Origin of the sequence: Duganella sp. CF458, assembly GCF_900113115.1 — a bacterium.
Lineage (GTDB): Bacteria > Pseudomonadota > Gammaproteobacteria > Burkholderiales > Burkholderiaceae_D > Rugamonas.
On the sequence record NZ_FOOF01000010.1, the window covers coordinates 77,470 to 102,331 of the forward strand.

The following is a 24,862-nucleotide window of genomic DNA, read 5'->3' on the forward strand; positions in this document are numbered from 1 at the left end:
ATATCCTCAATAGGCAAGGCCGAGCCGCAGGTGCAGCCTGCCGCTGCCGTCGCGCCCGCTTGGGCCGCCTTGCACCACGTGCCCGTAATCGAGTTGCAGGTTGGCCTGGCTGCCCAGCAACAAGCGTAGCCCCAGGCCGATACTTGCCACGCTGGCAGTGCGCAATTCGCCCGGCAGCGCATCGTTGCGCCGCACATGGGCGCGGTCATGGAAGGCCAGCAGGCGGCATTGCCAGCGTTCACCGCACAGGGGCGGCGTGTACAGTTCCAGGTTGAGGCCTGCCCCTTTGTCGTTGGCCAGTTCGCGCTCGGGCAAGCCGCGCACCGAGGCGCCGCCACCGACGCCGAACTGCTCGCCCGGCACCAGGGCGTCCAGGGTGTACTGGGCGTTGGCGATGGCGCGCCATTGCCACTCGCCCGGCAAGAGCCGGCTGATGCTGGCGCCCGCGCGCAGGATGGTGTAGTCGTCTGGCGCCCCGGCGCGCGCGCGGTGGAAATCGTCCTGGCCGCCGCGCTTGCCCCCCGGCAGGTTGCGCAGCAAGGTCAGCGACAGTCCGCTGTCGCCGCGCGGCGAGCTCCAGCTTCCCTGGTAGCCTACGCTCAGCGGGCGCACGGTGACATGGTTGCCCAGCTCCTGGCCGAGCAACAGCACGCTGTTGCGGAACGCCTTCGACTCGGCGCCGAACAGCAGCTTCCCTTCGTAACCGGCATGGCGCGCCAGGTAATGACTGTAGCGCGCGCCGAATACCGTGCCCTGGCCGCTGACCGCCACGCTGAAGGCGCCCACCGCCACCGTGCCGGAATCGATGTTCGAGTAGCTGGCGTAGAAGTCCAGCGTGTCGCCCAGCTTGTAGAGCGGTATGTGGTAGCCCAGTCCGTACACCTTGACCCGCCCCGGCTCTTTGGCCGAGGTGGTGTATTGCAGGCTGGCCAGGTGGTCGAGGCCAAACAGGTTGGCGTGCTGCAGGCCGAACCCGATGTGGGCGCGGCCGGTCTGCTCGGTGCCGCTGTTGTCGACATTAAGCATGGCCTTCCACTGCCGTTCATCGGCCACCTCCAGCAGCGCGTCGACCTCGTCCTCCCGCGCGCCGCTTTGCAGCTTCATGGTGACCTGGCGGGCGGGATGTTCATTGGCCAGCTTCAGCGCCGCCGAAATGTCGTCCAGGTTCGGCACCTCGCCCGCGCGCAGTTGCGGCAATGCGCGCCGCACATTGGCCTCGTCCACGTGGCGCTGGCCGCGCACCTGGACCTGCCCGATACGGGTCTGCACCACCTCCAGCCGCACTGCCCCGCGCGCCAGTTCCTGCTCCGGCAGCGTGACGGCGACCAGGCGATAGCCGGCCGCCTGGTAGGCCGCCGTCAGCGCCTCCAGCGCCTGCTGCACGTCGCCGAAGTCGCGCCCGCGGCCCGTATAGGGCGCCAGCAGCCGCGCCACCTGTTCCGGCGGCAGCAAGGTATTGCCGCGCACATCGTAGCGCTCGATGTCGAAACGCACGATCTCCGGATCGGGGACGGGAGCGGCGGCCGCATGGGTGGCCGCAAGCAGTGTGACAGCAGAAAGCAGCGCAAGGCGTCGTGGGATTTTTTTCATGTCAGGGGAAGGAAGGGACAGCAGCCGCAGCCGGGCGGCCGAGGCTTGCAAATGCCAAGGATGTGCAGCAGGCGCGAAAAAGGGAGGCTTTATCCAGTGAGTTGGCGCTGGCCACGTCACCATGCATAGCCATAACGCAGCGTCAGGCGGCTGCGCGCGTCGTCCGGCATGATGTCCGAACGCACCACACGGCCAAGGTCAAGCTGCATGCTGGAGTTCCTGTCGATCTTCATGCGCACCCCGATGCCGGCACTGCCCACATTGCGGCTACGCAGCTGGCCATTGGACGCGCGGTTGTAGCGCAGCGCATTGCGGTCGTAATACAGCAAGGCGCGGCAATGGCGGGCGGCGCCCAGGCAGATATCGGGGGAATACAGTTCGACGTTGCTGCCCAGGCCGCCGTCCCGCACCGCGTCGCGGTTGGCCATCAGGCGCAAGGCTGTCGAGGCGGCCGGCGCCAGGCTGTCCTGCAGCGAAACGGCGCCGGCGGTGTAATGGGTATTGACGCTGGCCCGCACCATCCAGTCGCGCGGCAGGGTCTGCGTCAGCGACGCCGCCAGGCGCGTGGTCGGGGTGGTACCGGGCAGGCCGGGCAGATTCGATTGCGGATAGGCGGTCGCGGAAAAATCGAAAGAAGGCGCACTCCGGTCGCGCTCACGTTCAAGATTGCGTTCGTGGCCGGGCGGCGCGGCAAGCGCGCCGGTGCAGGCGGCAAGGGCCAGGATCGGCACAAGGCTAGGCTTCATGATCGTTCTCCCGGCATGCGATTGCCTGGCAAAGAAGCAACTCTTCTTACCTTCAGTTTAGGACATAAATGCCCCAACCACAGCTACATTCTACGCCTGCGCAGGTGCGCGCACCGTTGAGTGTTGCTTATTTGCTGTCGAAATTTGTGACCCCATCCCACCCCGCTCCGGGCGGCTGTTGCCGGTAGTGCGCGATGCGTTCCAGGTACAAGGTGTACAGGGTGCTTTGCGGCGTTGCAGCAGCCAGCGGCGCCAGCACAGCCTCGGCCGCCTGCCAGTCCTGGGCACGCACCAGGGCCAGCGCTTGGTGCCACTGCTGCAAGCCGGCCCGAGCTGGTGCATCCAGCTCGCCTTGCAGTCCCAGCGGCTCGAAGATGGCCACCGGCTCCAGCTTGCCCTTGACCCGCACCAGGTCCAGCTCGCGCCAGGCAAACCCAGACGCCGCCGCCCGCGTCGCGGCGCCCGCCACGATGCCCGCCCCGTACACCTTGGTGATGCCCTCCAGGCGCGAAGCCAGGTTCACCGCGTCGCCCATCACCGTATAGGCGCGGCGGATGCGCGAACCCATGTCGCCCACGTGCATCGGGCCGCTGTTGATGCCAATGCCGATGCGCAGCGCAGGCCAGCCGCGCTGTTCGAATTCCCGGCTCAGGCGAGCTGCCGTGGCTTGCATCGCCAAGGCGGTTGCCACCGCCCGTTCGGCATGGTCGGCGCAGGCCACCGGCGCGCCCCAGAAGGCCATCACGGCGTCGCCGATATATTTGTCCAGGGTGCCGCGGTGGCGGTCGCGGATCTCCTCCGACATGGCGGTCAGGTAGCGGTTGATGTATTCGCGCAGCTCCTGCGGCGACAGGCCCTCGGCAATGGTGGTGAAGCCGCGCACGTCGACGAACATCACGCTCAGCTCACGGCTGGCGCCTTCCATGCTGTACTGGGCCGGGTTCTCCGCCATCTCCGCCACCAGCTCCGGCGCCACGTACTCGCCGAAGCGCGACACCAGCGCGCGCCCGCGCCGGACTTCGAAGAAATAGCCCCAAGCCAGGTTCAGCACGAACAGCGCCATGCCAAGCAGCAGCAAGGTGGCCAGGTTCAGCACCGCGTCATAGCGGCGGTACAACAGGAAATTCAAGGCCACCGTGCCGGCCAGCGCCGCCAGCGACAGCAGGATGCCCCAGGCCGGCGCCAGTACCGGCAACGCCAGCGCCAGCACGCCGCCCAGCACCAGCGCCTGCAGCACTTCGATCTGCGTGGCCACGTCGGGCCGCTGCTTGAAGCTGTCGTCCAGGATCGACTTGACCAGGTTGGCGTGGATTTCCACCCCCGGGTATTCGGCATTGACCGGGGTGGCGCGCAAATCGTTCAAGCCCGGGGCGCTGGTACCGACCAGCACGATGGTGCCGGCCAACAGCCCGGGTTTGGCGCGCCCTGCCAGCACGTCCGCCGCCGGCACATAGCGGAAGGCGCCGCCGGCCGGGCCGCCGCGGCCGCGGAACTGCACGGTATTGGTCAAGCCTTCGCCCACCGGGATGCGCAGCTTCCCTTCGCTGTGGAACAGGGCAATGGCATCCAGCCCGCCGGCCTGGCGTTCGGCCGTGCTCAGGGTATCGACGCTGCCCTGCCATAGCGGCGCGATGGCGCGCCCGCCCAGCGCGGCCGATACCGTGGCCAGCGCCAGCGTTGGGTAATAGCCGTCGCCGATGCGTTGCAGCAGCGCCGAAGAACGCACCAGGCCATCGCTGTCGACCAGCGCGGTGAAGATGCCGGCGCCGGCCGCCGCCGCCTGCAAGGACGCGATATTGGCTTCATAGCCCTGCGCCGTATAGGCATCAAGCGTGCGCCCGTTCAGGCTTTCGAGCGTGAAGGCGGGCGCCGGCAGCACGCCCTTGCGCTGGCTGCCCGACAGGCTGTAGCCCAGCACCACCGGCTGGCCGCGCATGGCGGCGGCCAGCCGGCCGTCGTAATCGAGCTGCGGCTGCAATCCGGCCAGTGCGCGCGCCAGTCCCGGCACCTGGCGCAATTCGCCTTGCGCCAACCGCTCCAGCACCCCGTAGCCGGAACTGGTATCGGGTTCGGGAAAGGAAATGTCGAAGCCGACCGCCGCCACCTGGTAGTGGCCGGTCAGTTGTTCGACCAGGCGCGCCACCTTGTCCCGGCTCCAGGGAAAACGCCCCACTTCGGCCAGGCTGCGCTCGTCGATGTCGACGATGACGATGCGCGGGTCGAGTTCGGGCGCTTCCAGCCGCATGCGCAATCCGGCGAAAAAGCTGTCCGTACGCGCCAGCGATTCGGACGGCAGCAATTGCACCAGCTGCAGCACAGCCAATGCCGTGAGCGAAAGCCCCAGCAGCCAGCGCGCACCGTAGCGTTGCAGCAGCCGGCGCATCACGGCGTGTATCCGGGGATGCGCGATTCGTCGACCGCGTCGACCTGGCGCGGGTCCATGTATTGCCGTGCGAATTCCAGGTACACCTTGCGGCGGATGAAGATATCGAACAGGTCCGGGTCGATATGCCCGTTCAGGCTGAACTTGCCGAGGATGTCGAGCGATTCGGACAGCATCTTGCCCTTCTTGTAGGGCCGGTCGCGCGCAGTCAACGCCTCGAAGATGTCGGCAATCGCCATCACGCGCGCCGGCACCGACATCTGCTCGCGCACCAGGCCGCGCGGATAGCCTTTGCCGTCCATCCGCTCGTGGTGGCCGCCGGCGTATTCCGGCACATGCTGCAGGTGCTGCGGCCAGGGCAGCGATTCGAGCATGCGCACGGTGACCACGATATGGTTGTTGATCACCTTGCGCTCGGCCTCGGTCAGGGTGCCGAAACGGATGGTCAGGTTTTCCACCTCTTCCTCGCTGAGCAGCGCTTGCTCCTGCCCGTCCGGCGCGGTCCAGCGCCGCCGGGCGATCTGGCGCACGCGCTGCTGCGATTCGGGCGCCATGCCCTCGCCGCCGATATTGGCCTGGCGCAGGAAGTCCCGCTCGGCGCGCAACTGCCCCAGCTCCGCGGCCAGCGCCGCCTGCAGCGCCGGGCCGTCGCCGCCATCGAGCTGGGCCCGCAATGCGCGCAATTCGGCGTCGCGCAACAGCACTTCGTAGCGCGTGTCGAGCAAACCGATACGGTCGTAGATGGTCTGCAGCTTGGTCGCCTTGTCCACCACGTGCACCGGCGTGGTGATCTTGCCGCAGTCGTGCAGCAACCCGGCCAGCCATAGCTGCTTGCGCTCGCCCTCCGACAAGCGGAAGCCGGCCAGCGGCCCGCTGTCGGCCGCATGCGCCGCATCGGCCAGCATCATGGTCAGCACCGGCACCAGCTGGCAATGGCGGCCGGTGTACGGCGACTTCTCATCGATGCCGATATTGATCAGGTTGACCAGTGCTTCCAGCAGTTGCTCGAGCTGGGCCACCAGCTGCTGCTTGGTCAGCGCCACCGCAGCCTGCGCCGCCAGCGCCTCGATGAAGCGCTGGTCGGTGGCGCTGAACACGCCCTCCGCATTGCCCGCATTGACCAGCTGCAGCACGCCCAGCAGCTGTCCTTCGTGGTCGCGCATGGGCACGGTCAGGATCGAACGCGTGCGGTAGGCAAAGCGCTGGTCGAACTGGCGCATGCCGGAGAAATTGAACTCGCTGGCTTGGTAGACATCGCCGATGTTCACGGCACGGCCCCGGTTGGCCGCATACGCGGCGACCGAATCGAGCTTGGGCACGCCGGCCGCGTCCACCAGCGGCACCGGCGCGATGTCGATGGCGGCGCCGCTGCCCCCGCCCAGGTGCAGGCCCAGGGTATCGTTGACGGCGATATGGAACAGCAGGTTGGCGCGCCCGGCATCGGGGCGGTACAGGGTGCCGCCGTCGGCACCGGTCAGGTGCTTGGCCGCCAGCAGGATGCGCTCGAGCAGTACCCCGGTATCCTGCCCGTCGCCCAGGGCGACGCTCAGTTCGGTGAGCTGGTCCAGCCGCGCCGCCAGCTGGGTCGGGGTCAAGTCTTCCATGCTTGAAGTGTATCCCTGCCGCGCCGGCGCACACAAGAATCTGCCTGTGGCGGACAAAAAACGCTATCATCACTCTTGCCAATTCGACTAGCTTTTTAACAGGCGATCACGCTACCACCACTGGGGGACGTCCATGAAATTCACGTTCTGGGGAGTGCGCGGTTCGATTCCCTCCCCGGGGCCGCGTACCGTGCGCTACGGCGGCAATACCACTTGCATTGAGGTACGCAGCGACGACGGCACCCTGATCGTGCTCGATGCCGGCACCGGCCTGTTCGCGCTGGCGCAGGCCTTGCTGGCAGGCCCCCAGCGTCCGATCGAAGCCAACCTGTTCATCAGCCACAGCCACTGGGACCATATTCACGGCCTGCCCTTTTTCTCGCCCTTGTTCGTGACAGGCAGCCGGGTACGCCTGCACGGCGCCGGCGATCCGGCCATCGGCAAGGGCATCGAGCATGTGATGGGCGTGCAGCTCCAATACAGCTATTTCCCGGTTGGCGAAGCGCAGATGGACGCCACCATCGAATACCGCACGCTGGCGCCGGACGAAGCGGTCGATGTCGGCGACGCCCGCGTGCGTCATGTGCTGATGAACCACCCGGTCACCGACCTTGGCTACCGCATCGACTGCAACGGCAAGTCGCTGTTCTTCACCGGCGACCATGAACCGCCCGGCGACGCGGGGCACGCAGCGGCCATCGACGCCCTGGTGCAGGGCGTCGACGTGCTGATCGCCGATTGTTCCTACACCCGCGACGAATATCCGTCCAAGGTGGGCTGGGGCCACGGCACCTTCGACAGCGCACTGGCGCTGGCGCTGCGCTGCGGCGTACGCAGCCTGTACTGTACCCATCATGAACCGACCCGCAGCGACGACGAGCTGGAAGCGGTGTTCGCCGAAGTCATGGCGCGCCACGCCGGCCAGCTGGGCGGCCTGCAAGTGTTCCTCGCTTACGAGGGACTGGAAGTCAACCTATGAGCAAAGCATGAGCGAATACGACCAACAGCCCGCCTCCGGCGCCGAGACGGAACGCCGCCTGGCCTTCTTCCGCAAGCTGCAGGCCGTCACCACCAAGATCCACGCCACCAGCAACCTGGACGAGATCATGCTCGACCTGGGCATGGAGTTCTGCGACCTGTTCGAATGCGACCGCTTCACGCTGTATGCGATGGACCACGAGAAGAACTACATCGTGTCGAAGGTGAAAACCGGCATGACCAGCTTCCGCGACCTGAAGCTGGCACTCAACGCTTCCAGTATTGCCGGCTACGTGGCCATGACGCGCCAGACGCTGAACCTGCGCGACGTCTACGACGCCGACGAGCTGCGCAGCATCTCGCCGGAGCTGCATTTCCAGCAGGGCGTCGACCAGCGCACCGGCTACCGTACGCGCCAGATGCTGGTGGCGCCGCTGGTGTCGCTGGCGCACGACAGCCTGCTGGGCGTGGTCCAATTCATCAACACGCGCAACGGCGAACCGTTTTCCGCAATCGCGCTGGAAGGCGTGCGCCAGCTGGGCGACACCCTGGCGGTGGCGTTCAGCCAGCGCCTGAAACCGACCCCGCTGCCGCGTACCCGCTACGATGCGCTGGTGGCCGACAGCGTGCTGTCGCCGCAGGAGCTGGAACAGGCCCTGCGCAGCGCGCGCGAACAGGAAACCGATGTCGAGGCCGTGCTGGTGCAGGACTTCCACGTCAAGCCTGCGGTGCTCGGCGCTGCGCTGGCCAAGTACTACACCCTGCCCTATGAGCCGGCGCGTCCCGACCGCGTGCGCCCGGCCGACCTGCTGAAGAAGCTGCCGCTGCAATACCTGGAGGAGTCGGGCTGGGTGCCGCTGGAGGAAAACCGCGAAGGCCTGCTGGTGCTGACCATCGATCCCGACCGCGTCACGCAGTCGCACATCGTCAACCAGGTCTTCCCGCGCGTGCACGTCAATTACCGCGTCACCACCCGCGCCGAATTTGCCCAAACCCTGGCGCAGTTCTTCGGCGCCGGCGGCTCGGCCAGCGTGGACGAACTGCTGTCGGGCATGGGCAGCGATGGCGAGGATGAAGGCGATGCGCCGCCGGACGTGTCGGAGGCGGTGGAAAACGAACTGGTCAAACTGCTCAACAAGATCATCATCGACGCCCACCGCCAGGGCGTGTCGGACATCCACATCGAACCCTTGCCAGGCAAGGGCAAGACCGGTATCCGCTTCCGTAAGGACGGCACGCTGGTACCCTATATCGAAGTTCCCGCCGCCTTCCGCGCCGCCATGGTGGCGCGCATCAAGATCATGTGCGACCTCGATATTTCCGAGCGCCGCAAGCCGCAGGACGGCAAGATCAAGTTCAAGAAGTACGGGCCGCTCGACATCGAGCTGCGCGTGGCCACCATCCCTTCCGCCGGCGGCGTGGAAGACGTGGTGATGCGCATCCTGGCCGCCGGCGAGCCGATCCCCCTGGACAAGCTGGGCGTGCTGCCGGCCAACCTGGACCGCCTGCGCGCCACGGTGGAAAAACCGTATGGCCTGTTCTTCGTCTGCGGCCCCACCGGCTCGGGCAAGACCACCACCCTGCACTCGGTCCTGAATTACCTGAATACGCCGGAAACCAAGATCTGGACCGCCGAAGATCCGGTGGAGATCACGCAAAAAGGCTTGCGCCAGGTACAGGTCAACCGCAAGGCAGGCTTGGAATTTGCCACCGTGATGCGGGCCTTCCTGCGCGCCGATCCCGACATCATCATGGTTGGCGAAATGCGCGACAAGGAAACCGTGAGCATGGGCATCGAGGCATCGCTGACCGGCCACCTGGTGTTCTCCACCCTGCACACCAACAGCGCGCCCGAATCGGTGGTGCGCCTGCTGGACATGGGCATGGACCCGTTCAATTTTGCCGATGCCCTGCTCGGCATCCTGGCGCAGCGCCTGGCCAAGCGCCTGTGCGGCAATTGCAAGCAGTCCTACCATCCCGGTGAAGCGGAACTGGACCTGCTGCTGTCGGAATATTGCGAGGAGCTCCTGAATACCAGTGCCTTCCAGCAGAATGCCCTGGCCGCCCGCCAGCAGGTGCTGGCCGGCTGGCGCGAGCGCTACGCCGACGCCGAGGGGCGTTTCACCCTGTACCGGCCGCTTGGCTGCGAGCAGTGCAACAAGGGCTATCGCGGCCGTGTCGGCCTGCACGAGCTGATGATCGGCAGCGACCGCGTCAAGAAGCTGCTGCAGGAACATGCACGGGTGGCCCAGTTGCTGGCCGCCGCGCTGGAGGATGGCATGCTGACACTGAAGATGGATGGCATTGAAAAAGTCCTGCTGGGCATCACCGACGTGAAGGCGGTGCGTGCGGTGTGCATCAAATGATCTCGCACGTCTTTCTTCCCATCGGGGACTTCGGGCGCGCCTATCGATTCCACGCTGCCATCATGGCGGCGCTCGGCCATGCACCACGCTTCTGCGACGAAGCCAGGCCGTGGGCGGCCTGGCAGCCGGCCGGCGGCGGCCGCCCGCTGTTCATCATCGGCAGCCCCTATAACGGTGGAGCGCCAGCACCGGGCAACGGGCCGATGACCGCCCTGTTGGCGCCCTCGCGCGCTGCCGTCGATGCCGCGCACGCCGCAGCCCTGGCCAATGGCGGCTGCTGCGAAGGGCCGCCCGGCCTGCGCCCGCAGTATCACCCCGATTACTACGGCGCCTATTTCCGCGACCCGGACGGCAACAAGATCGGCGTCTGCTGCCACGCCCCGGTCCAGGAGCCGTAGGCCCTGCCCTACCGCTTAGTAGCCGATGGCGATCAAGCCCTGCGGCGAACTGCGCAGGTTGCCAAGCGCTTCCGTGGTTTGCACCAGGCGGTAAGAATCGCCCAGGGTGCCGAAGCGGTCCAGCCGGTACTTCGCACCCGGGATCAAACCCGCCGCAATCAGCACCTTGGGTGCCGCCATGGTCTGCCATTGCAGGCTGCTTGCCGGGGCGTTGTCCCGATTGAACGCAATCACGGCCTGGCCATTGAGCAGCAAAGCGGCGGTGTTGGCTTCGCTGTCGAGCCGCTTCGCCGTGTCCAGCACGGTGACGTCGCTGCGCCCATCGTTGTCGCCGACGCTCATCACGTGCAGGAAATGCTGCGGTCCGCTGCCCAACTTGCCGGCCGGCGTCGAGATCTCGACACGGTAGGATCCCACATCTTCGAGGTTCAGTTGCTGGTTGCTCGGCTCGGCCGTGAAATTGCGCCACACATAGTCATTGTCCGCCTGGCGCTCCCGCACCATGAAACGGCAGTCCTGCGCATTGCTTCCGACCGGATTGCTCTGGGGGCAGCTGTAGCCTTGACCCTGGCCGCCCACATACGCCAGATCCGCTTCGGCCGGCAGCAAGGTCTGCACCGTCACCATCCCTTCGCCGTTGCGGATGGTGATGCGGCGATCTTCGCCGGTTTGTGCGGCAGCTTCAAAACGCCCGCCATGCTTGAAACTGGTCGACGCGTTGACTGCCGGGACATTGGCGCTATGCAGCAGGAAGGTCGCGCCCAGCTTGTCGATGGTCTGCACCCGGTCGAACACAATGCCCACCGGCTTGCGGGTCGGGTCGCCGCGCAGGAACAGTACATGGCGCACAAAGCCTTGCGATTGGTCCAGCTTCGATGGGGCATAGGCCTTGCTGGCGTTGCCGACCGCGTATGTGTACTTTTCCGTGTTTTCAAATCGTGTGATGCCATCGAGATGGTTGACTGCTCCCGGCTGGATCTCCTCGATCGTGGGGTAGGTGATTTGCACGCCATTCTGCGACTTGAACCATTGGCCACCATCGTTGCTGACCTCCTTGGTGCCGAGCATGAAGCGTTCGCGCGGATCAAAGACGACGATGCTGTTGTGCGCAATCGTCCGCGTGTAATAGTTGTTGAAGTGCGAACTGTTATAGTTCTCATACAAACCGCTATCCAACAGCAGCGGCTTCTTGTAGCTCAAGGAAATGCTGTTCTGGTCCAGGTGCTGGTGGTTCTGCGAAATGAAGCTGCTTGACTTGAATTCGAGCAAAGTGGCATTTGAAAAATCCCAGCTGTCGCGCATCAGCACTTGGCCCGCTTGGCGGAAGTGGCGTGCTTTTTCCAGCTCGTTCAACTCGCCCGGCATACCGGCGGCCGGATAAAACAGGCGATCATAAATCTCGTCGCGGCTTTTCGTGCCGCGCGCCGGCCGTACCACCTGCTGGTAGAACGCCAGGGCATGCATATCCTGCTTCTCGACGGCGGCATGCAATGCCAGCTCGCCCACCAAGGCATTCTTGACGTCGAAGCTGAAATTGTCGCCGAGTGCCGGGAAGGTGTTATTCGCCCGCAGCCCATAGATCAAAGGATAGATCAGCTTGCTTGTCCAATCATTGCTGAAATACCCTGCCCCGACCGGCAATTCCATCGCTTTGCGCCACAGCAGCAGCCGTTCGCCGAACTGGTTGCTGGAGGCACCATAGGCATAGCCGATCGGATAGCCGCCATCGATCGCGATCCGTGAGCGCGCTTTCATGAAACCTTTCTCGAAGTGCGCATACGCGGTCTCGATCATCGGCACCACTTCCGGGTGCTCGTTCGCGATGGCGAGCAAGCCCAGCGTGGTGTTGCCGACGGCGCTGGCATGGTGGCCGCTAATGTAGTACGGCGCGATTGTCGGGACCGAGCCGGGCGTAAAGCGGTTCCAGTTTTCAAACATCGGCTTGCGTGCGCAATCGAACACGCTGCCGGTATTGGTCACCGCCTGGTAGCCGCAGATCAATGTGTTCAAATCCTCCGACTGCTTGGCCGAGCGCCCGGCCACAGTCGATTTGATGGTGCGCGCAATCTTCTGCGTGTAACTGAGGCCTTCGGGGTCGCCTGGCACGGGCGTATCCACCAGGTCGTCATACATCCAGTCATACATGACGCCGAGAGCGCTCACCCTTCCGCCCATGCTCCATTCGGTTCCAAGCGTCACCGGCGCCACCTTGAACAGCTTGTCCAGGTAGTTGATGGCTGCCGCCTTGTAATACGGACTGCCCGTCATGCGGTATCCGAGCGCCAGGTCGCGTGCGTGTTGCGCAATATGGGCCCGGTGTCCGGTGCCGACGTTGCACGCCTCAGGCGTGCTGGGCGGCGCTTCAAGCGTCGGGCATTGCAACAGGATCCCGGCCAGCCGGTCCGTGTAGGAGGTGAAGGCGGCCCACGCGGTATGGATGTCGCGATCCTCGACCGTGCCGCGTTCGACGATAACGTTGCCGTTCAGGTCGGTGACTTTGATCTGCTCGATGGTTTCGCCCACACGGCCGGTGAACGCCAGGTCCTGGTCGTCCGGTTGCCATGCTACGCGGTTGCCGTTGCCATCCGTCTTCCAGGCCATGGCAACGTAGGAGGCGTCACCGATGCGGTACTGGACGGAGCGTTTCGCGGCATCCCAACGCACCTCAATTCTTGTCGGCACATCGAGCGGGACGGTGGGGGCGGCCACGGCAATCCAGCCGGGGTAGGATCTGCTGACCAGGCCGATCTGAAGTGTCGCAGCGCCTGGGCCATACTTCTCAAGCCGCCGGATGAACAAGCGGTTCGAACTGGCAGCGAAATCGCTAAAGATTGGCGATTCCAGGAGCGAATTCGGCGCCGTCGTCCGCGGCGTGAACGTGAAGCTGAGGACGCCACCTTGGTAAGGGAAGTTGGCGGGGGCGAGCGGGATTTGGGCCTTGAGGCGGTCGAAGTCCTCCTGATGGCCGAGGATGTATGGATGGCTGCTGCGGATTGATGTCGGCAATACCTGGGCGCTAGCGGATGCCGCACATGCTGTGGCGGCCAGCATGGCGATAAAACGGATCTTCAATTTATTGCTCCCCGTCAAATTTTAGGAAGCGCGATATTATCAAAATTAATTGCAAAAACAATAAGCGCAATCAAGCGTGCGCGTGCCTGGCCGGTTGCCGCCTGCCGCTTAGAGCGTTTTCTCGAAGCAGGCCGCCGCCGGGTTGCCGGCGTAGCGTCCGAAATTGTCGGTGCGCCGGTAGCCGTGCGCCAGGTAAAACTGCACGGCGCGCCTGTTGGCCAGGCGCGTTTCCAGCCGTAGCGCACGATAGCCGATCCGGCGTGCTTCCCCCTCCAGCCACGCCAGCACGGCGCTGCCGATGCCTTTGCTGCCGGGCCGCGCGTACATGCGCTTGATCTCGGCCACGCTGTCGCCCACCGGCCGTAACGCACCGCAGCCCAGCGCCTTGCCCTGCGCATCGCGCGCCACGGCAAAGCGGCCCGCCTCGCCGTGCGTATCCTCCGCGCTGAATCCCGAGCGCCCACTGTCGCCGGTGATTGCCTGCAGCGCGGCATCGAGCTCCGCCATCAGCGCCACCGCATCGGGCTCGCACGGGTCGGCGGCGGCCACGCACGGCAGCAGCTTGTACATGAAGGTCGTCGCACCAGGGCGGCCGTCCGGCATGGTGGCAAATTGCGGAATTTCGCCGCAGCGCGCATAGCCAAGCTTCAGGTACATGCCTTCCGCCGGCTCGCCGCTGCAAGTGTCGAGCACAATCAGCGTGCGGCCCAGCATGCGCGCCGTCGCTTCGGCATGTCGCACCAGCGCCTGCGCCAGCCCTTGGCGGCGCGCCCGCGGGTGCACCAGCATTTTCGACAGTTCAGCGCGATGCCGCCCGTTCGGCATGCCGGCCAGCACCAGTTGCAGGGTGCCGTCGACCTGCCCCGCTGCGCCGCGCACGATGAACAGGCGGCGCTCGCCGCGCGCCAGCGCGCCTTGCAGGCCGAGCCAGAACGCACGCGCTTCCTCACGCGGGCATGGCAGCTCGAAGCCGACGCTGGCGCCAGCCAGCACGCAGGCGTGCAGCACGTCGGCCAATTGATCGGCATGCGCCAGCAGGCCGGCGCCATCCAGTTCTTCTATGGTTCGCATATCGCAATCAGGTAATGGGCCGCATCCGGGCCGGGACAGGAAAAGCGCGTCGCACCGTGCAGCTGGAAGCGCAGGCAATCGCCGGGCTGCAACCGGTGCACGCTGCCGTCGATGGTGTAATCCAGCACGCCGGACAGCATCCACATATGCTGCTCCAGGCCGCGCAGCGGCGGCTGCGCGTAATCGATCATGGCGCCTGGCGGCAAGCGTCCTTCGATCATTTCCGCCTTGAAGCCGCGCGCCGGCGGCGACACCATGCGGCGCACAAAGCCGGTGGCCGGATCGCGCCATTCGGCCTGCTCCTGGCGGCGGATCAATTGCACCGGCGCCTGCTCCGCTTCGGCGATCAGGCGCGACATCGGCATGCCATACACCGCGCACAGCTTGCCCAGCATTTCCGCCGTCGGACTGGTTTCACCGCGCTCCAGGCGCGACAAGGTGGCACGGCTGATCCCGCTCTGCGTGGCCAGTTCTTCCAGCGACAGCGTGCGCGCTTCGCGCAAGGATGCCAGGCGCCGCACCAGGCGGTCTTCGAACGAATTTCCCATAAATGGGAATATATCCCATTTTTGAGATGATGGCCACAAAAAAAACCCGGCCGCGGCCGGGTTCTTCGCAGGCGCCTGCGCCGTTACATGATGTGCCTGCCGAACCACCAAGCCACCGCCGCTACAAACGCGGAAGCAGGAATGGTAAAGATCCACGCCCACACGATATTGCCCGCCACACCCCAGCGCACGGCAGACATCTTCTGTGCCGAACCCACGCCGACGATCGCGCCGGTGATGGTATGGGTGGTGGAGACCGGTACGCCCCAGAAGGACGCCATCAGCAGGGTGATCGCACCGCCGGTTTCGGCGCAGAAGCCGCCCACCGGTTTCAGCTTGGTGATCTTCTGGCCCATGGTCTTGACGATGCGCCAGCCGCCGAACAGCGTGCCGAACGAAATCGCGCCGTAGCAGGCCACGATCACCCACACCGGTGGCGCGGCATCGCTCGAAGCCACGTGGCCGGAGGCGATCAGCAGCATCCAGATGATGCCCATGGTCTTCTGCGCGTCGTTACCGCCGTGGCCGAGCGAGTAGCCCGCGGCCGATGCCAGCTGCAGGCGGCGGAACCAGCCGTCAACCTTGCGCGGCGTCGATTTCACGAATACCCAGGATACGATCAGCATGATCACCGAACCGAGGAAGAAGCCCAGCAGCGGCGCCACCACGATGAAGGTCACGGTCTTGATCAAGCCGCCGGAGATCAGCGCGCCGGTACCCGACTTGGCAACCGCCGCGCCCACCAGGCCGCCGATCAGGGCGTGCGAGGAGGAAGACGGAATGCCGTAGTACCAGGTGATCACGTTCCAGACAATGGCCCCGACCAGCGCCCCGAAGATCACGTAATGGTCGATCACCGAGGGCTCGATGGTCCCCTTGCCGATGGTGGTCGCCACCTTCAGGCCGACCACGAAGATCGCGATGAAGTTGAAGAAGGCAGCCATCATCACGGCGGTTTGCGGTTTCAGCACGCCGGTGGACACCACCGTGGCGATCGCATTCGCGGCATCGTGGAAGCCGTTCATGAAGTCGAACACCAGTGCGAGGAAGATCAGTGCCCCCAGCGCCCAGATGCTAATTTCGAGGTTGCTCATGAAATGATCTTTTTAATTATGCGTTTTCGACGATGATGCCTTCGATGATGTTGGCAACATCTTCGCAGCGGTCGGTGACGGTTTCCAGGATCTCGTAGATCGCCTTCATCTTGATCAGGTTGCGCACGTCCGGTTCGTCGCGGAACAGTTTGGACATGGCGGCGCGCATCACGTGGTCGGCGTCCGATTCCAGGCGGTCGATTTCTTCGCAGATGCCGACGATCTTGGAGGCGTTGTCCATGTTCGACAGCAGGGCCACGGCATCCTTCACCTTTTCGCAGCAGGCCAGCACCAGTTCGGCCAGGCGCTTGGCTTCCGGGGTCACCGAGTGCAGGTCGTACAGCGACACGGTCTGGGCCGCGTCTTCCATCAGGTCCAGGATGTCGTCCATGCGGGTGATCAGCTTGTGGATGTCATCGCGGTCCAGCGGAGTGATGAAGGTCTTGTGCAGCAGGTCCACAGCCTGGTAAGTGATCTTGTCGGCCTGTTTTTCGATGCTTTCGATGGCGTGGACACGGTTTTCCAGGTCGTCGAAGTTGGCCATCAGGCCCAGCATTTCTTTGGCGCCCTTCACGCAAAGTTCGGCATGCTGGTTAAACATGTCAAAGAATTTGCCCTCCGTGGGCATCAAGCGTCCAAACATTTTTGTTCTCCGTTGGTTGATTCGTCGGTACTGCAGCAAAGCCACCCAGCGTGGCCCGCCTGGTAATCAGTCGCCTTGGTAGATCGACAGGTTACCGGTGTAGTTGCCAAACTTGGTGTACGCACCGATCCAGGTCAGGCGAATAGCGCCAATTGGACCGTTACGCTGCTTGCCGATAATGATCTCGGCGGTGCCTTTATCCGGCGAGTCGGGGTTATAGACTTCGTCGCGATACAGGAAAATGATCACGTCCGCGTCCTGCTCGATAGCGCCGGATTCGCGCAGGTCGGACATGACGGGACGTTTGTTGGGACGTTGTTCCAGCGATCGGTTCAGCTGGGACAGTGCAATCACGGGGCAATGCAGCTCCTTGGCCAGGCCCTTCAGGGAACGCGAGATCTCGGAAATCTCGGCCGAGCGGTTATCGCCCGGCTGGCTGCCCTGCATCAGCTGCAGGTAGTCGACCACGATCAGGCCCAGCTTACCGCATTGGCGGGCCAGGCGGCGCGCCCGGGCGCGCATCTCGATCGGGTTCAGTGCCGGGGTCTCGTCGATGTAGACCTGGGCTTCATTCATTTTCTGGATGGCGTGCGTCAGGCGCGGCCAATCCTCGTCGATCAGCTTACCGGTACGCAGGCGATGCTGGTCCAGCAGGCCGACCGAACCCAGCATACGCATGGCCAGCTGCACGCCGCCCATCTCCATCGAGAACACGGCCACCGGCAGGCCCGCCTCCACCGCCACGTTTTCGGCGATGTTCATGGAGAACGCCGTCTTGCCCATCGACGGGCGCCCCGCCACCACCACCATGTCGCCCGGCTGCAGGCCGGAGGTCATCTTGTCCAGGTCGGTCCAGCCGGTCGGCACGCCGGTGATTTCGGAGCCGGAATCGCGCGAATACAGTTCGTCGATGCGCTCCACCACCTGGGTCAGCAGCGGCTGCACCGGCAACCAGCCGGCGGCGCCGCGCGAGCCGGCTTCGGCGATGGCGAAAATCTTCGCTTCCGCCTCGTCCAGGATCTGCTTTACATCCTTGCCTTGCGGGCTGAAGGCATTGCCCGACACTTCGTCGGCCACGGTAATCAGCTTGCGCAGCACGCCACGGTCGCGCACGATTTCCGCATAACGGCGGATATTGGCGGCCGATGGGGTGTTCTGCGCCATGGCGTTCAGGTAAGCCATGCCGCCCACCTCCTCCGCCTTGCCCAGCATGCTGAGCGCCTCGAACACGGTCACCACGTCGGCCGGCTTGCCCGAGTTAATCAGGCGCACCATCTGCTCGAAGATGATGCGGTGGTCGTAGCGGTAGAAGTCTTCCGCATTCATGAAGTCCGCAATACGGTCCCACGCCGCGTTGTCGCGCAACAAACCACCGATGACAGATTGCTCTGCCTCGATCGAGTGCGGCGGGATGCGGAGGGAATCGACTTGTGGGTCGGACTGGGGTGCGGCGTTCATGGCGCGCATTATACCTGCTTCGGCCAGCCGGGAATAATCCCTGAAAATAAAAAAAGCCGGGCGAACCCGGCTTTTTTGCGGTATTTGCGACGCTGATTAAGCAGCTTCGCCAACCACGGCAACGGTCACTTCTGCCACCACATCGGTGTGCAGGGCAACAGCCACTGGGAACTCGCCGGTGGTCTTCAGGGGACCGGTTGGCAGGCGCACAGCGGACTTTTCCACTGCGAAGCCAGCTTTGGTCAGGGCTTCAGCGATGTCGAAGTTGGTCACGGAACCGAACAGACGGCCGTCAACGCCGGCTTTCTGCGATACGGTCACGGTCATGCCGTTCAGCTTCTCGCCTTGGGCTTGGGCAGCAGCCAGCTTGGCGGCAGCAGCTTTTTCCAGTTCAGCGCGCTTGGCTTCGAATTCAGCAACAGCAGCAGCGGTAGCGCGGCGTGCCAGTTTCTGAGGGATCAGGAAGTTACGGGCGTAGCCGTCTTTCACTTTCACCACGTCGCCCAGGTTGCCGACGTTGATAACTTTTTCCAGCAGGATGATTTGCATAGTTTTCTCCAGGTACTTAGATCTGAGCCGCTAATTAAGCGTGGTGCAGATCGGTGTATGGCAGCAGGGCCAGGTAGCGGGCGCGCTTGATCGCGGTGTCAACTTGACGCTGGTAGTGCGCCTTGGTACCGGTCAGGCGTGCTGGCATGATCTTGCCGTTTTCCTGGACGAAATCTTTCAGGGTGTCTACGTCTTTGTAGTCCACTTGCTCAACGTGAGCTGCGGTGAAGCGGCAGAACTTCTTGCGCTTGAACAGTGGGTTTTGTTGCTTACGCTTTTCTTTCAGCTTGAGCTTGTTTTTGTCGAACTTTTTACCGAATGCCATTTTAGGCTCCTGTATTTAAATGTGCGCTGCTTAAACAGCACGAAAATCAATGATGTGAAACACCAGGGTTCTGCTATTGCGGTTCTTCTTGGCCAGGAAACCGGTGAACTCGTACAAGCCGCCAAGGGGCGCCTGACTGAAGCGTTTTGACAACTCGCCCGCCGCAACGGCAGGGATCTCAAACTCGGTCAGTCGGGCAATGCCCGCCTCTGTCTGCTGCGAACTGTGCTGCAAGCTTGCATTCACAATCGGCAGGCCGGCCGGGGTGTAACGAATGTCATCCCGTTCGGCGATCAGGGCGGTAACCCGGAGCTGGTTGTACAGACCGTCTCCTGTCAGGAATTAGGCCGCTGCAGGGGCTGCTGGGGCTTCGGCGCGATGGCTCTTGGCCGCGTCTTCACGCTGGACCGACTTCATCATTGGGGAAGGAGCGGTTTCCGCTTTCTTCATCTTGACGGTCAGGTGACGCAGCACGGCATCATTGAATTTGAATGCAGTTTCCAGCTCGACCAGGGTCTCGTTGTCGCACTCGATGTTCAGGCAGATGTAGTGTGCCTTGGCCAGTTTCTGGATCGAGTAAGCCATTTGACGGCGGCCCCAATCTTCAACACGGTGCACGTTACCGCCGCGCGAGGTCACGCTGGTCTTGTAACGTTCGATCATCGCGGGCACTTGCTCGCTCTGGTCCGGATGGACGATAAATACGATTTCGTAGTGACGCATTAATAACTCCCTTAAGGACTGTGAATATAGCCCACCCCGGCGTCAAGACGGGTGTGGGAAGAGGTAAGCCCGCAAGCATAGCAGACTTTGCCGGCTGGCTCAAGGATTACTGATGGCGCGCAAGGCCGCCAGCCCGGGGCGCTGGCATGCTAAGGCATGGACCGCCCTGACCTGGCATGGAGGCTGTTGCTGAAGCACCGCTTGCCGGAGGTACTGGCCCGGCTGTTCCCGGAGGTCCACGACTTGATCGATTGGCCGACAGGATATTATCTCCCTGACAACAACCTCCCGCCGACCACCGCCGATAGCCGCACCGGCGAACGCGCAGTCGATTTCACCGCACTGGTGGCGCTGCGAGACGCAAGCAAGGCCTGCCTCCATGTAGAAGTCCAAGCTACCCGCCAGGCAGGGTTCGCGGACCGTATGGCGTTGTACCATGCCCGACTGCGCGACCGTTTTGGCATTCCAGTCATCAGCCTGGCAATCCTTGGCGACGTCGGCCCAGCTTGGCGCCCGGACTTCGCCACCGACCTGCAGGGTGGCTACGGCACCACGTTTCAGTTCCAGATCGCCAAGTTGCTGGATTTCCGCCCGCAGGTGGACAGTCTGCTTACCAGCCGGAAGCCAGTTGACCTGGCGCTGGCGGCGCATTTGCTTGGCCTTGCGACGCGCCGTCGAGCAGAATGGCGATGCCAGGCAAAACTCCGCCTGCTCCAGTCCTTGCACGCCCATCGCGGCAAATGCCGGGAACTTAATGCACTGCAGGCGATCATAGACTGGTTGATGCCGCTACCCACCGAATGGCAAAGGAGATTGGCTATGGAACTCGAAGAATTTATCCTGGATCACGAGAAAGAGGACAAGAACAGCCTGAACTACCTTATCCCCGAACTGATCCTCCAGCGATGCAAAAAGCAGGCCGCTGCCGAGGGCGCCGCCTTGGGCGAGGCAAGGGGCCAGGCCATCGGCGAGGCGCGCGGTGAGGCACGCGGTGAGGCACGCGGCATAGCCCGGGGCGAGGCCCGGGGCCAGCGACAAACGCTCAAACTCCAGCTTGAAGTCCAGTTTGGCAAGCTATCGCCGAAGCTGCTGCGCACACTGGAGCGGGCGGACGCGGGCCAACTGGAACGCCTGGCCATCGCGCTACTCGACGCCGGTTCGCTGGAGGGGGCGCTAAGCGCTGCCGGCTTGCGCCCCTGAGGAATTGGCGGCCACCCCTGGCTGCTTGCGCACCGAGCGCAATATGCCCACCAGAAAGCCCAGACCGGCCGCAAACCAGATCAGTGAAGCGAGCACATCGAAGGTCCAGACGCGCTCGGGAAACTTGTACAGGTAGGGCAACACAAGCAAACCACGCAGCAAGCAGATGGCAGCGATGGTCCCCTGCACCATTTGCGCAAAAGGCAGCCAACGCAGCAGCCCCGCCCCTGCCAGCGCATAGGCCGCGCACACCAACATCAGCAGCCCGATCCCCAGCGCGCCTGCCGGTGCAAGCAAACCGCCCGCCTGGGCCGAAGCCACTACCTTGGGCGGCGCCTGCAGGAAGGCATACCACTCCGGCCCCAGCCAAGGCGCCGCGAAATGGATCATGGCACCGAACAATGAAATCCCCGCCGCCAGCAAGAAAGCATATCGTCCCATCCGGCCCTCCAAAGGGTTATCGAATCGACATTAAGCCGAATATTTTCTGCCCTTGCAACAAATTTGCTTGCAATTCGTTCCACACTGTACAAAAATACAGACTGTCTATATTCACAGTCCACCTTAGCGCCATGATCAAGCTCACAGCACGACAAGAACAGATCCTCAACCTGATCAAGGATGCGATCGACAACACCGGCTTCCCCCCCACGCGCGCCGAGATCGCGGCGGAGCTTGGCTTCAAATCGGCCAACGCCGCGGAAGAACACCTGAAAGCCCTGCAACGCAAGGGCGCCATTGAAATCACCGCCGGCACCTCGCGCGGCATCCGCCTGACCGGCAACTTCGGCGGCGCCTCGACGGGCACGCCAACTCCACGTCCGGCCGCGCGTTCCAAAGTCGAGTTCGACGACATGCCAGCCGTACCTGCCGGCATGCTGGTCTCGCTGCCCCTGATCGGCCGCGTGGCCGCCGGCTCGCCGATCCTGGCACAGGAGAACCTGGAAACCACCTACAGTGTCGACCCCAAGCTGTTCTCGGCCAAACCGGATTTCCTGCTGAAAGTGCGCGGCGAATCGATGCGCGACATCGGCATTATGGACGGCGACCTGCTTGCAGTGAAAAAGACCGATAGCGCCCGCAACGGCCAGGTCGTTGTGGCCCGTATCGGCAACGACGTCACGGTCAAGACCTACCGCAAGACCGGCAGCAAGATCGAACTGCTGCCGGAAAATCCGGACTTCAAGGTCATCACCGTCAATCCAGAAGACGACTTCGCCCTGGAAGGCCTGGCCGTCGGCCTGATGCGAACCTGGCACTGAGGTTCAAGCTGTTTGGCGGTGCCGAATCGGGCCGTGCCGTCAAGGTGCGGCCAGGGGGCGCCCTCTGCGCCATCCCTGCGGCGGCCCGGTGTTGTGCCGTTTTAAGCCAGCCTGCTCCCCGATTCCTGCAGTCTGTCGCACTTGAGTGCCACGGCATGGCCCGCCCGCGTTATCCTTCTTGCATCGAAAAAAACAAGAGGAGATCACATGCACGTCCGCCGTATCAGCTCGATCCTGTGCACATTCGCACTGTCCGCTTCCGCCGTTTCCGCAGCCTACGCCGCAGCCCCGCAACAGCAATTCGCCGACATGGGCGAGCTGCAGCTTGAAAACAAAGCCACCATCAGCGATTGCTCGATCGGCTACCGCACTTTCGGCACCATGAATGCGGACAAATCCAATGTCATCCTGTTCACGACATGGCACACGGGGACCAGCCGCGATGCGGCAGGCATGCTGCAAAGCGGTGCCTTGTTCGATCCCGCGCCATGGTACGTGATCGTGGTCGATGCCCTGGGCAACGGCGTGTCCTGCTCCCCGTCCAACAGCAAGGCCCAGCCAGGCCCAGCCTTCCCGCAATTCTCGGTACGCGACATGGTCGCCAGCCAGCACAAGCTGCTGACGGAAAAGCTGGGTATCAAGCATGTGCACGCAGTCATGGGCTATTCGATGGGCGGCATGCAAGCCTTCCAGTGGGCGGCCAGCTACCCGGGCTTCATGGACGTCGCGATCCCGATCGCCGGCACTCCGCGCCTCACATCCTCCGACATGCTGTTCCTGCGCATCGTGGAAAAGTCGGTGCTCGACGAGCCGGCCTATGCGGGCGGGCGCTATGCCAGGAATCCGCCGCTGCCGATGTACAACCTGCTGTTCGCCATGAACTTCGACAGTCCCGCGCACCGCAGCGCACGCACTGCGCCGAAGGACTTCGAAAAATTCTTCCGTGAGAGCCTGGTCTCCGATCCGGACGCTACCGACGCCAACAACTCCCTGTGGCAGATCCGCGCAGTGCTGGGCCACGATATCGCCCAGGGCGGCAAGCTGGAAGAAACGGCACCCCGCATCAAAGCCCGCCTGGTGCCGATCAATGCAGCGCAAGACCACGTGGTCAATCCTGCGCCGGCAATCGCCTTCGCCAAGCTGCGCAAGGAAGAAGCCACGGTACTCGACACCGACTGCGGCCATGCCGCCCTGCGTTGCGCCATGCCCGCCATGAAGGCTGTTGTGGAAAAAGCGCTACGTTAAGGCAGCAGCCTATGCCGCCAATCCTGCAGTTCGTCGCTGCCACGCTCCCCGGGTGGCCGCGCTGACTTACAGTCACAAACAGTCACAAAAAACACACCACTACCGGGGAGATTAGATGTTCAAGCCATTGTGCATTGCAGCCGCGATGCTGGCAGCGCAATCCGCGTTCGCCTTCGATAACCAGGCCAACCACTACCGTCTCAGCATCGACAAGGATGCCAAACGCGCCCACGTCGAAGCCGACGTCTGGGTCGAGGGGCGCGAACTGGTGCTGTTCAATTGCATGCCGATCCCGCAGTTGAAGAACGGCCAAGCCGACCTGATCGAGAAGCTCGCCGTGCACGACATGGCCGGCGGCTCCGTCGCACTCACCGACAAGGGCGAAGGCGAGTACGAGGTGGACGGCGACCGCCGCCTGCGCCTGTCCTACGATATCCGCCTGGAGCACGACAAGTACCAATGGCCGGGCGGGAACGAGGAAGTGTCCTATCACACCGACGAAGGCCTGATGTCGGTGGGCTACCCGCTGTTTATCGTCCCCGGCGTGAAGATGCTGGGGCAAACCGAAGTGAGCTTCGACCTGCCGACCGGCTGGAAAGCCAACACCCCCTGGCGCAGCGCCGCCAAACCGGCGACCTTCGTCGTCGATTCGCGCCGCGAGCTGGTGAACAACGCCCTCTTCTTCGGCACGGCGCGGGCGGAAACTTTCAAAGCCGGCGGCGTTGAAATGACGCTGGTGATGGGCAAGCAATACTGGAAGCGCCGCGACGCCTTCATCTCCATGATCGACAAGCAGATGAACAGCTACCAGAAGCTGTACGGCCGCGGCCCGGTCGCCGACCGCTTCCTGATCGTCATCAACCAGGGCGATTCGGGCGACGGCGGCGCGTTTGCCGGCTCCTTCAGCCAATACCTGAAAGACGACGGCAGCGAAGTATCGCGCCCGATCTGGGGCAAGGTGATGGCGCACGAACTGGCCCACTTCTGGGACGGCCACTCGCTGGTGCCGAAGCACGAGAGCGAGGAATGGTTCAAGGAGGGCGTGAACGACTACGTCACAGTCGTCACCATGGCGCGCAACAAGCTGATGGACCGCAGCATGCTGATCCAGCAGCTGGAAAACCTGGCGCGCGGCCAGAACGTCGCGCGCAATGTGCAAGGCCTGACCGTCACCGTGCGCGAGGCCGTCAAGGACAAGCACCGCAACTGGCTGCTGGTCTACGGCGGCGGCACGATTGCCGGCCTGGCGATGGACGTGGAGCTGCGCAAAGCCAGCCAGGGCAAGGTCAGCCTCGACACGCTGCTGAACGCGATGTACAAGGAATTCGGCCACCAGGGCAAGACCTACGAGCAGGCCGACATCGTCCGCATCGGCAAGGCCATCAGCGGCGTCGACCTCGACCCTTTGCTGAACAACATCGTCGCCACCAGCAAAGCACCTGACCTCGGCCCGCTGTTCAAGGACATCGGCCTGCGCCTCGAACAGTTCGGCATGCTGGAAACCTACCTGCTGCGCGATCCAACGGCCACGCCGGAACAGAAAGCCCGCTTCACCGCCATCTTCGGCGTTTCCTACTAATGGACGAGCCCGTGTCCCACCTTGGGGT

22 protein-coding genes are annotated in these 24,862 nt (G+C 63.7%); 7 read left to right on the forward strand and 15 right to left on the reverse strand.

Annotation, left to right across the window (positions count from 1 at the left end; all coding sequences use genetic code 11):
• Positions 1 to 6: 6 nt before the first annotated feature.
• The 4 genes from BM269_RS16500 to BM269_RS16515 all read right to left on the reverse strand — a co-directional run bounded on the left by BM269_RS16500 (position 7) and on the right by BM269_RS16515 (position 6,323).
• Positions 7 to 1,590 carry a ShlB/FhaC/HecB family hemolysin secretion/activation protein gene (locus BM269_RS16500; RefSeq protein WP_090438961.1) on the reverse strand — a complete coding sequence of 528 codons (1,584 nt, stop codon included), beginning with the start codon at positions 1,588 to 1,590 and terminating at the stop codon, positions 7 to 9.
• A 116-nt stretch (positions 1,591 to 1,706) separates the two neighbouring features.
• On the reverse strand, positions 1,707 to 2,336 hold the full coding sequence (locus BM269_RS16505; protein ID WP_090438962.1) for a ShlB/FhaC/HecB family protein: 630 nt from the start codon (positions 2,334 to 2,336) through the stop codon (positions 1,707 to 1,709).
• A 127-nt stretch (positions 2,337 to 2,463) separates the two neighbouring features.
• A complete protein-coding gene (locus BM269_RS16510) occupies positions 2,464 to 4,719 on the reverse strand; it encodes a CHASE2 domain-containing protein (RefSeq protein WP_170860408.1) in 2,256 nt (751 codons plus the stop codon).
• The gene (locus BM269_RS16515) at positions 4,719 to 6,323 is read right to left on the reverse strand and encodes a GAF and HD-GYP domain-containing protein (protein WP_090438967.1); all 1,605 of its coding nucleotides are present in this window, start codon (positions 6,321 to 6,323) and stop codon (positions 4,719 to 4,721) included. The genes BM269_RS16510 and BM269_RS16515 overlap by 1 nt, the downstream gene beginning before the upstream one ends.
• A gap of 133 nt (positions 6,324 to 6,456) precedes the next feature.
• Between BM269_RS16515 and BM269_RS16520 the strand changes: the two genes are divergently transcribed.
• Genes BM269_RS16520 through BM269_RS16530 form a run of 3 tightly spaced genes read left to right on the forward strand, consistent with a single transcriptional unit; the run spans position 6,457 to position 10,065 of the window.
• The gene (locus BM269_RS16520) at positions 6,457 to 7,302 is read left to right on the forward strand and encodes an MBL fold metallo-hydrolase (protein WP_090438970.1); all 846 of its coding nucleotides are present in this window, start codon (positions 6,457 to 6,459) and stop codon (positions 7,300 to 7,302) included.
• Positions 7,303 to 7,309: 7 nt separating this feature from the next.
• Positions 7,310 to 9,667: a GspE/PulE family protein gene (locus BM269_RS16525; RefSeq protein ID WP_090438973.1), complete on the forward strand. Its 2,358-nt coding sequence runs from the start codon at positions 7,310 to 7,312 to the stop codon at positions 9,665 to 9,667.
• Complete coding sequence (locus BM269_RS16530) at positions 9,664 to 10,065, forward strand: VOC family protein (protein WP_090438975.1); 402 nt, start codon at positions 9,664 to 9,666, stop codon at positions 10,063 to 10,065. The genes BM269_RS16525 and BM269_RS16530 overlap by 4 nt, the downstream gene beginning before the upstream one ends.
• A 15-nt stretch (positions 10,066 to 10,080) precedes the next feature.
• On the opposite strand, the gene BM269_RS16535 is transcribed toward BM269_RS16530, so the two are convergent.
• From BM269_RS16535 to rpsF, 10 genes are all read right to left on the reverse strand, one after another.
• Entirely contained in the window at positions 10,081 to 13,137 is a 3,057-nt protein-coding gene (locus tag BM269_RS16535; protein WP_090438978.1) for a heparinase II/III domain-containing protein, read from the reverse strand.
• A 108-nt stretch (positions 13,138 to 13,245) separates the two neighbouring features.
• Positions 13,246 to 14,208: a GNAT family N-acetyltransferase gene (locus BM269_RS16540; protein WP_090438981.1), complete on the reverse strand. Its 963-nt coding sequence runs from the start codon at positions 14,206 to 14,208 to the stop codon at positions 13,246 to 13,248.
• On the reverse strand, positions 14,196 to 14,756 hold the full coding sequence (locus tag BM269_RS16545; RefSeq protein WP_090438984.1) for a helix-turn-helix domain-containing protein: 561 nt from the start codon (positions 14,754 to 14,756) through the stop codon (positions 14,196 to 14,198). Before BM269_RS16545 ends, BM269_RS16540 begins: the two co-directional genes overlap by 13 nt.
• A gap of 83 nt (positions 14,757 to 14,839) precedes the next feature.
• Complete coding sequence (locus tag BM269_RS16550; protein WP_090438987.1) at positions 14,840 to 15,850, reverse strand: inorganic phosphate transporter; 1,011 nt, start codon at positions 15,848 to 15,850, stop codon at positions 14,840 to 14,842.
• Between the two features lie 16 nt (positions 15,851 to 15,866).
• Positions 15,867 to 16,493, reverse strand: a complete 627-nt coding sequence (locus BM269_RS16555; protein ID WP_090438989.1) for a DUF47 domain-containing protein — start codon at positions 16,491 to 16,493, stop codon at positions 15,867 to 15,869.
• Between the two features lie 66 nt (positions 16,494 to 16,559).
• Positions 16,560 to 17,951, reverse strand: a complete 1,392-nt coding sequence (locus BM269_RS16560; RefSeq protein ID WP_057259720.1) for a replicative DNA helicase — start codon at positions 17,949 to 17,951, stop codon at positions 16,560 to 16,562.
• Positions 17,952 to 18,047: 96 nt separating this feature from the next.
• Entirely contained in the window at positions 18,048 to 18,500 is a 453-nt protein-coding gene (gene rplI / locus BM269_RS16565; protein WP_090438992.1) for a 50S ribosomal protein L9, read from the reverse strand.
• Between the two features lie 34 nt (positions 18,501 to 18,534).
• Entirely contained in the window at positions 18,535 to 18,825 is a 291-nt protein-coding gene (gene rpsR / locus BM269_RS16570) for a 30S ribosomal protein S18 (protein WP_028104935.1), read from the reverse strand.
• A 30-nt stretch (positions 18,826 to 18,855) separates the two neighbouring features.
• Positions 18,856 to 19,149 carry a primosomal replication protein N gene (gene priB / locus BM269_RS16575; RefSeq protein WP_090438995.1) on the reverse strand — a complete coding sequence of 98 codons (294 nt, stop codon included), beginning with the start codon at positions 19,147 to 19,149 and terminating at the stop codon, positions 18,856 to 18,858.
• An 18-nt stretch (positions 19,150 to 19,167) separates the two neighbouring features.
• The gene (gene rpsF / locus BM269_RS16580) at positions 19,168 to 19,548 is read right to left on the reverse strand and encodes a 30S ribosomal protein S6 (protein WP_090438998.1); all 381 of its coding nucleotides are present in this window, start codon (positions 19,546 to 19,548) and stop codon (positions 19,168 to 19,170) included.
• A 186-nt stretch (positions 19,549 to 19,734) separates the two neighbouring features.
• Between rpsF and BM269_RS16585 the strand changes: the two genes are divergently transcribed.
• Positions 19,735 to 20,748 carry a hypothetical protein gene (locus BM269_RS16585; protein WP_170860399.1) on the forward strand — a complete coding sequence of 338 codons (1,014 nt, stop codon included), beginning with the start codon at positions 19,735 to 19,737 and terminating at the stop codon, positions 20,746 to 20,748.
• Here BM269_RS16585 and BM269_RS16590 read toward each other — a convergent pair.
• Positions 20,722 to 21,189 carry a hypothetical protein gene (locus tag BM269_RS16590; protein ID WP_090439004.1) on the reverse strand — a complete coding sequence of 156 codons (468 nt, stop codon included), beginning with the start codon at positions 21,187 to 21,189 and terminating at the stop codon, positions 20,722 to 20,724. The two genes, BM269_RS16585 and BM269_RS16590, sit on opposite strands and share 27 nt — an antisense overlap.
• Before the next feature lie 131 nt (positions 21,190 to 21,320).
• On the opposite strand from BM269_RS16590, the gene lexA reads away from it, so the two are divergent.
• The 3 genes from lexA to BM269_RS16605 all read left to right on the forward strand — a co-directional run bounded on the left by lexA (position 21,321) and on the right by BM269_RS16605 (position 24,834).
• Entirely contained in the window at positions 21,321 to 22,010 is a 690-nt protein-coding gene (gene lexA, locus BM269_RS16595; protein WP_090439007.1) for a transcriptional repressor LexA, read from the forward strand.
• 207 nt (positions 22,011 to 22,217) lie between these two features.
• A complete protein-coding gene (locus tag BM269_RS16600) occupies positions 22,218 to 23,255 on the forward strand; it encodes an alpha/beta fold hydrolase (protein WP_090439010.1) in 1,038 nt (345 codons plus the stop codon).
• A 115-nt stretch (positions 23,256 to 23,370) separates the two neighbouring features.
• A complete protein-coding gene (locus tag BM269_RS16605) occupies positions 23,371 to 24,834 on the forward strand; it encodes a M61 metallopeptidase family protein (protein WP_090439013.1) in 1,464 nt (487 codons plus the stop codon).
• Positions 24,835 to 24,862: the final 28 nt, after the last annotated feature.